The sequence below is a fragment of the Salipiger sp. HF18 genome (assembly GCF_011806505.1).
Classification (GTDB): Bacteria; Pseudomonadota; Alphaproteobacteria; order Rhodobacterales; family Rhodobacteraceae; genus Salipiger; species Salipiger thiooxidans.
The window spans coordinates 1-5507 of the sequence record NZ_JAATOS010000276.1 but is presented as its reverse complement, the minus strand read 5'-3'; the positions used below and the strand labels follow the sequence as shown (position 1 = coordinate 5507).

Here is a 5507-nt window from a genome sequence, read left to right as displayed (position 1 = left end):
GTCGACGACACGGTCCACGAGCAGGAACGGGTAACGGTGCGGCAGGATCCGCTGGATAAGGTGAATGTCCGCGGAAAGCAGCGTATCGGTCATCTTGGGCCTTTCGTTTCCGACTGTCGTCCCTTGACCGGTCCGGGAAACCCCGGACCCACGTCCCGCCGGGATCTTCCGAAGGGAACGGGCGGAAAGCGATGCAGGGACCGTTCAGGTCTTTCAAGAAACGCTGTAGCAACAGCAGCCCCGGGGGGCAAGCGCGGCCCTACTCCTGCGCGGGGGCGCTCTGCTGGGGCTGACTGTCCGGCCGGGTCTGGGGTTGAGTGTCAGGCATGATGTCCGGCTGCGCCTCGGGCACGATGTCCGACTGCGCTTCGGGCACGAAGTCCGGCTGCGCCTCAGGCTGCACGTCAGTCTGGGTACCGAGCTGGCCCTGCGGTGCCTCGGCGCTGCCGTCGCCGATCGCCTCGTCGATGCGCGAGATGGCGGTGTCGGTGATGTCGATCACGTCCGCCGCCAGGAACACCGAGCGCTCGTCGATGATCACCGCAGCACCTGCCTCCTTCATGAGATCCGCAAGGACGGGCTGCGCGGCGGCCATGAACTGGCGCCGCCGCTCATCGGAAACGTTGCCGAGCGAGCGCGCCTTGGCGTCCTGCTCGCGGCGCAGCTCCTGCACCTTCTGGTCGAAGGCATCCGCCAGTTCGCGGAATTCGGTCGGCGGCACGGTGCCGCGCTTCTCGGTGAGGGCGCGTTCCTCATCGGTGAGCGCCGCCTCGATGCGGCGGTTCTCGGCAGAGATCGCAGCCCCCTCTTCCTCGAGCGCCGCGGTGACACGGCGCCCGTAGGCGCTTTCTCCGAAGAGCCGGTCGAACTCGACCGTCAGGATCACGCTCTGCACCACGCCCGGGCGCGTCGCCTCCTGCGCGGCAAGCGGCGCCCCGGCAAGGGCCAGGGCGAGCGCCAGAGCGGATTGCCGCAGCGCCCGCGCCATCTCAGAAGTCGGTCGAGATGGTGAAGCTGAAGTTCTGCTCCTTGTCGCGCTTCTCTTTCTTCAGCGCCTTCGAGAAATCGAGCCGAAGCGGACCGAGCGCGCTGTCCCACAGGATCGAGAAACCGACGACATGGCGGAGCGAGAAGTCCTGATAGAGCACGTCGTTGGTGGTCGAGTTGACGGTGCTGTCCTCGAGCCCCCAGACCGAGCCCATGTCATAGAACAGGCCGCCCGAGATGCCGTATTCCTCCGGCAGGCCAAGCGGGAATTCCGCCTCGAACCGGGCCACGGCGTAGTAGTCGCCGCCGAGAGAGTCGTCGACATCGTCGGCCGCGCTGTATTCGCGAGGACCGATGCCGCCGTACTCGAAGCCACGCAGCGTGGAGTCGCTGAGCAGGTAGCGGTCAGTCACCCGGCTGGAGCCGTTGGAGTAGTTCAGCGCGCCGCCCTCGAACGAGGCCCGCAGCGTGATTTCCTCATTCCAGACACGGGTCTGCGCGATGGCGCGGACGTTGGTCTTGATGAACGTGGTGTCGCCGCCGACGCCGCCGAGATCCTGGCCGAACTCGAGCAGGACGCCCGCGTTGGGGTTCAGGCCGGTGCGGCGGGTGTCGTAGCTGAAGGTGTAGCCGAGGCTGCTGTCAAAGCGCGCACCGTCTTCCTCTTCCGCGCGGATGACCTGGCCGGCGTCACCGTCTTCGGTGTTACGGATGTCCGAGTAACCCAGCGTGTAACGCAGGCTCAGACGGCCGTTTTCCGAGATCGGGAACGAGAAGCTCGGGCGGAACTGGCCGCGGCGGGTGTCGAACTCGGCGTATTCGTTGTCGGTCTCGCGGTAGCTGGCACCAAGGCCGAAGGCGAGATCGCGGCCAAGGAAGTACGGCTCGACGAAGTTGAAGTTGTAGGACGACGACGAGGACGCGGTGTTGACGCCCAGCGAAAGCGCCTGGCCACGGCCAAGGAAGTGGGTCTCGCCGACCGAGATCGACGCGCCGATGCCGCTGGTGGTCGAGTACGACCCGCCGAAGCCGATGGAGCCGGTGGGCTGCTCGGTGACGTTCACGTCAACGATGACCTGCTGCGGCGTGCTGCCTTCGCGAGCGTCGACCTGCGCGTCCGAGAAGTAGCCGAGCGCGCGGATGCGTTCGGCGGACTGGCGGATGGCGCGCGGGTTGAACGGGTCACCCTCGGCGGTGTCGAACTGGCGCCGGATCACGCGGTCGAGCGTGGTGGTGTTGCCTTCGATATCGATGCGCTCGACGAAGATGCGCGGTCCGCGGGTGAGCTGGAAGCTCACGTCGAGCGTCAGGTTGCGCTCGTTGCGGGTGACGCGGGGCTCGATGCGCACGAACTGCAGCCCCTCCTCGACCGCGAGCCGCTCGAGGCGGGCGATCTGGTTCTCGACCACGGAGGGCGAATAGACCTTGCCGGGCTTCACCGTGAGCGCGTCGCGGAACAGCGGCACGTTGACCTCGGCCAGATCGGATTCGACCGAGATGTTGCCGAAGTTGAACTGCTGACCTTCCTCGATGTTGAAGGTCACGAAGTAGGCGTCACGCTCCTGCGCGAGCTCGGAGTTGACCCCGGTGATGCGGAAGTCGACGTAGCCGCGCGAGGCGTAGAAATCCTGCAGGAGCTGGCGGTCGAAGGCGATGCGATCCTCGATGTAGGTATCGCTGCGGATGATCGCGCGCAGCAGGCCGGCCTGCTTGGTCTCGAGCACGCGGCGCAGGCGCCCGTCCGAATAGGCCTGGTTGCCGACGAAACCGATGCGCTCGATCTCGGTCACGCCGCCTTCGAAGATCTCGTAGACGAGATCGACGCGGTTCTCGGAGCGACGGATGAGCTTCGGGGTCACGCGGGCCGAGATCCGGCCCTGCTGGGTGTAGGCGTCGGCGATGGACTGGGCGTCCTGCTCGGCCATAGACGGGCTGTAGACCCGGCGCGGCTGCGAGCGCACGATCGCGGCGAGGTCCTCGTCCTTGATGCGGCGGTTGCCCCCGAAGGCGGTGCGGTTGAACGGCGGGTACTCCACGACGCGGATCACCCGCGTGTTGCCCTGCGGCAGGATCTCGACCGTCTCGAAGAGGCCCGAGGCGACGATGCGCTGGTAGGCATCGTTGAGCTCTGCGGCCGACACCGGTGCGCCGCGCGCGATTCCGGCGTAGCTCAGGATGGTGCCGGGCTCGATCCGCTGGTTGCCCTCGATCGACACGTTGTTGAAAGAGAAGGTCTGCGCCACGGCCTGCTCGGGAAGCGCCGTGAAAGCCATTGAAAACGCGACGGAAATTGCCGCGAGAGATGCCGTTCCCCTGAAAATGCGCGCAAGGCGCGGGAGGCGCGCTCCCGTTTGCCCGTTGGTCATGCTGCCAATCCACTCCGCCGTATTTTTTTTACGTGAGTAAAGGGATTGGGCAGGCTTGTCAAAAGCCGAAACCGGCTGTGACTACAGCGATCCGAGGAAGGCGCCGAAATACAACGCACCCACGATCATGCCGACCGAAAGCAGGCGATCCCAGTTGATCGTGACAAGAAGGCCGAGGCCGCGATAGCCGGATTGAAGGGTGTGCATTTGTCGGACGCCGGTTCTTTGCGCATTGGGCCGCGACGCGCGCAGCGGGAATGGTTCGGGCGTCGTTCTACCATCCCAATATGGCCCAATTAGGGCGATCCGGCGCGCCAGTTGGTGGTGGCGCGCCGGAGGTTTCCTGCGCTCACCGTCAGGGGCAGAAGAGATCGTTGGTCAGCGCGAAGGTCATCAGCGACAGGATCAGGATCAGCCCGATCGACATCAGCACGTTGAGCGCGCGGTCCGACGGAGGCTTGCCGCTGACCGCTTCCCAGGCGTGGAACACCAGGTGCCCGCCGTCGAGCACCGGCACCGGGAACAGGTTCAGAAGGCCCACAGCGGTCGAGAGCACGGCGATGAAGGTGATGAAGCTCTGCCCGCCCTGGCTTGCCATCGCGCCCGAGGTCTGCGCGATGCCGATGGGGCCCGACAGGTTGCACGACGAGATGTTGCCGATCACCATGTTCCAGAGCCCGGAGAGCGAGCCGGTGATGATGCTCCAGGTGCGCTCGACGCCGCCGGTGAAGGCCTCGACGGGGCCCACCATGCTCGTCGCGGGCTCGAAGGCCAGCCCGCCGACGATGCCGATGCGGTAGACCGTGTGGTAGCCGCCCTCTGGAAGCGGCTCGTCCGTGCGCTTGGGCGTGAGCTCGAGCTCGAGCGTCTCGCCGTTGCGCCAGACCGGCATGGCGAAGCGCACGTCCATCAGGTGGGTGCCGCCGAGGTAGGGGTCGTTGACGATGTAGATGTCCCCCGGCTTCGGCGCGACGACCTTGCCCTCTTCGATCATCCTGATCAGCGTGGCGGTGGAATACTGCATGACGCCCACGAAGACCGGCAGGCCCTGCGAGCCCTGCGCGATCAGGCTGCCGTCCTCGGCCGAGTAGATGCCGTCGGAGCGGTCGTTGGCCTCGGCGATCACCGGCGAGAAGGCCGCCCGCGAGAAGGACAGGTCCATCTCGTCGCAAACCTGCTGCAGACCGGACTGGATGACGGTGAGGGTGATGGGATCGAGCGTCATGGTCTGACCTCCCGGCGTTGCAAGGACGGAGATGCCGGATGCCTCCGGCGGGAGTTTATCTGGCAAGATGAAGACCGGGGCGCGGTGCCCTGCCCTTGTCCTGGCCGGAGATGGTCCACGGCGGGCGGGTGGCCTGCCTGGAGGTCTTGCGGAGGGTTGCTTGGTCCTGTCGCGCGTGGGGTCCAGGGGGCGGGGTGAGGCCAGCGGCAGAGAGGGGCTGGGGGCATCATGCGCGCTCTCCCACGGTCACGACCAGGTTGCCGTCCGCGTCCTGCGTGGCGGTGTCGCCGGGTTCGAGCACCAGCGTGCAGTCCATTTGCTCGACGATGGCCGGGCCCGCGAGGTCGGCGTCGAGCGGCAGGTGGTCGCGCCAGTAGACCGGGGTTTCGGTCCAGTCTTCGAAGAACACCTGCCGCGTGCCGGTCTGCGCCTCGGCCAGCGTCGGCTTGCGCCCGGAGCCGTCGATCAGCGCCGCGAGGTCGATCTCTGGGCGGCGGCCGATGACCGAGCTGTTGACGTTGACGAGCGCCGGGCGGATCTCGGGGAGCTTGACCTGGAAGCGCTTGAAATAGGCCTCTTCGAAGAGCGCCTGCAGATCCGCGCGCGTAGGCGCGGCGTCGGGCAGCGGCACCCGCAGGAGGTGGGTCTGGCCGATGAAGCGCATCTCGACCGAGTGGGTGATCTTCTCCTCGGCGATCTCGACCCGCTCGCGGCCGATGGCGGCGCGGCCATCCGCCACCTGCCGGGCGAAGAGCGCGTGCACCTCGTCCATGTCGCAGGCGTCGAGCGGCTTGTTGACCGTGGCCACGTAGTCGTGGCGCAGGTCGGCCACGATGCAGCCGAGCGCGTTGGTGATGCCCGGGCGCGCCGGCACCAGCACCCGCGGCACGCCCAGTTCGCGGGCGATGGCGCAGGCGTGCAGCGGTCCC

At 66.9% G+C, this 5507-nt stretch carries 5 protein-coding genes and 1 pseudogene; all 6 read right to left on the bottom strand.

Annotation, left to right across the window (positions count from 1 at the left end; all coding sequences use genetic code 11):
* Positions 1-93 (bottom strand): annotated as a pseudogene (locus tag HC022_RS29335) (3-hydroxyacyl-[acyl-carrier-protein] dehydratase FabZ); the annotation flags it as partial.
* A 166-nt stretch (positions 94-259) separates the two neighbouring features.
* Positions 260-988: an OmpH family outer membrane protein gene (locus HC022_RS18315; RefSeq protein WP_167453383.1), complete on the bottom strand. Its 729-nt coding sequence runs from the start codon at positions 986-988 to the stop codon at positions 260-262.
* Position 989: 1 nt separating this feature from the next.
* Positions 990-3260, bottom strand: coding sequence for an outer membrane protein assembly factor BamA (gene bamA / locus HC022_RS18310; protein ID WP_167453382.1), 2271 nt, complete (start codon positions 3258-3260; stop codon positions 990-992).
* Between the two features lie 174 nt (positions 3261-3434).
* Positions 3435-3560, bottom strand: a complete 126-nt coding sequence (locus tag HC022_RS29720) for a hypothetical protein (protein WP_008885495.1) — start codon at positions 3558-3560, stop codon at positions 3435-3437.
* A gap of 148 nt (positions 3561-3708) precedes the next feature.
* The gene (locus HC022_RS28615; RefSeq protein ID WP_167453381.1) at positions 3709-4578 is read right to left on the bottom strand and encodes a hydantoinase B/oxoprolinase family protein; all 870 of its coding nucleotides are present in this window, start codon (positions 4576-4578) and stop codon (positions 3709-3711) included.
* A 226-nt stretch (positions 4579-4804) separates the two neighbouring features.
* A partial coding sequence (locus HC022_RS18300) for a hydantoinase/oxoprolinase family protein (protein ID WP_303049079.1) occupies positions 4805-5507 on the bottom strand: 703 nt, incomplete at its 5' end.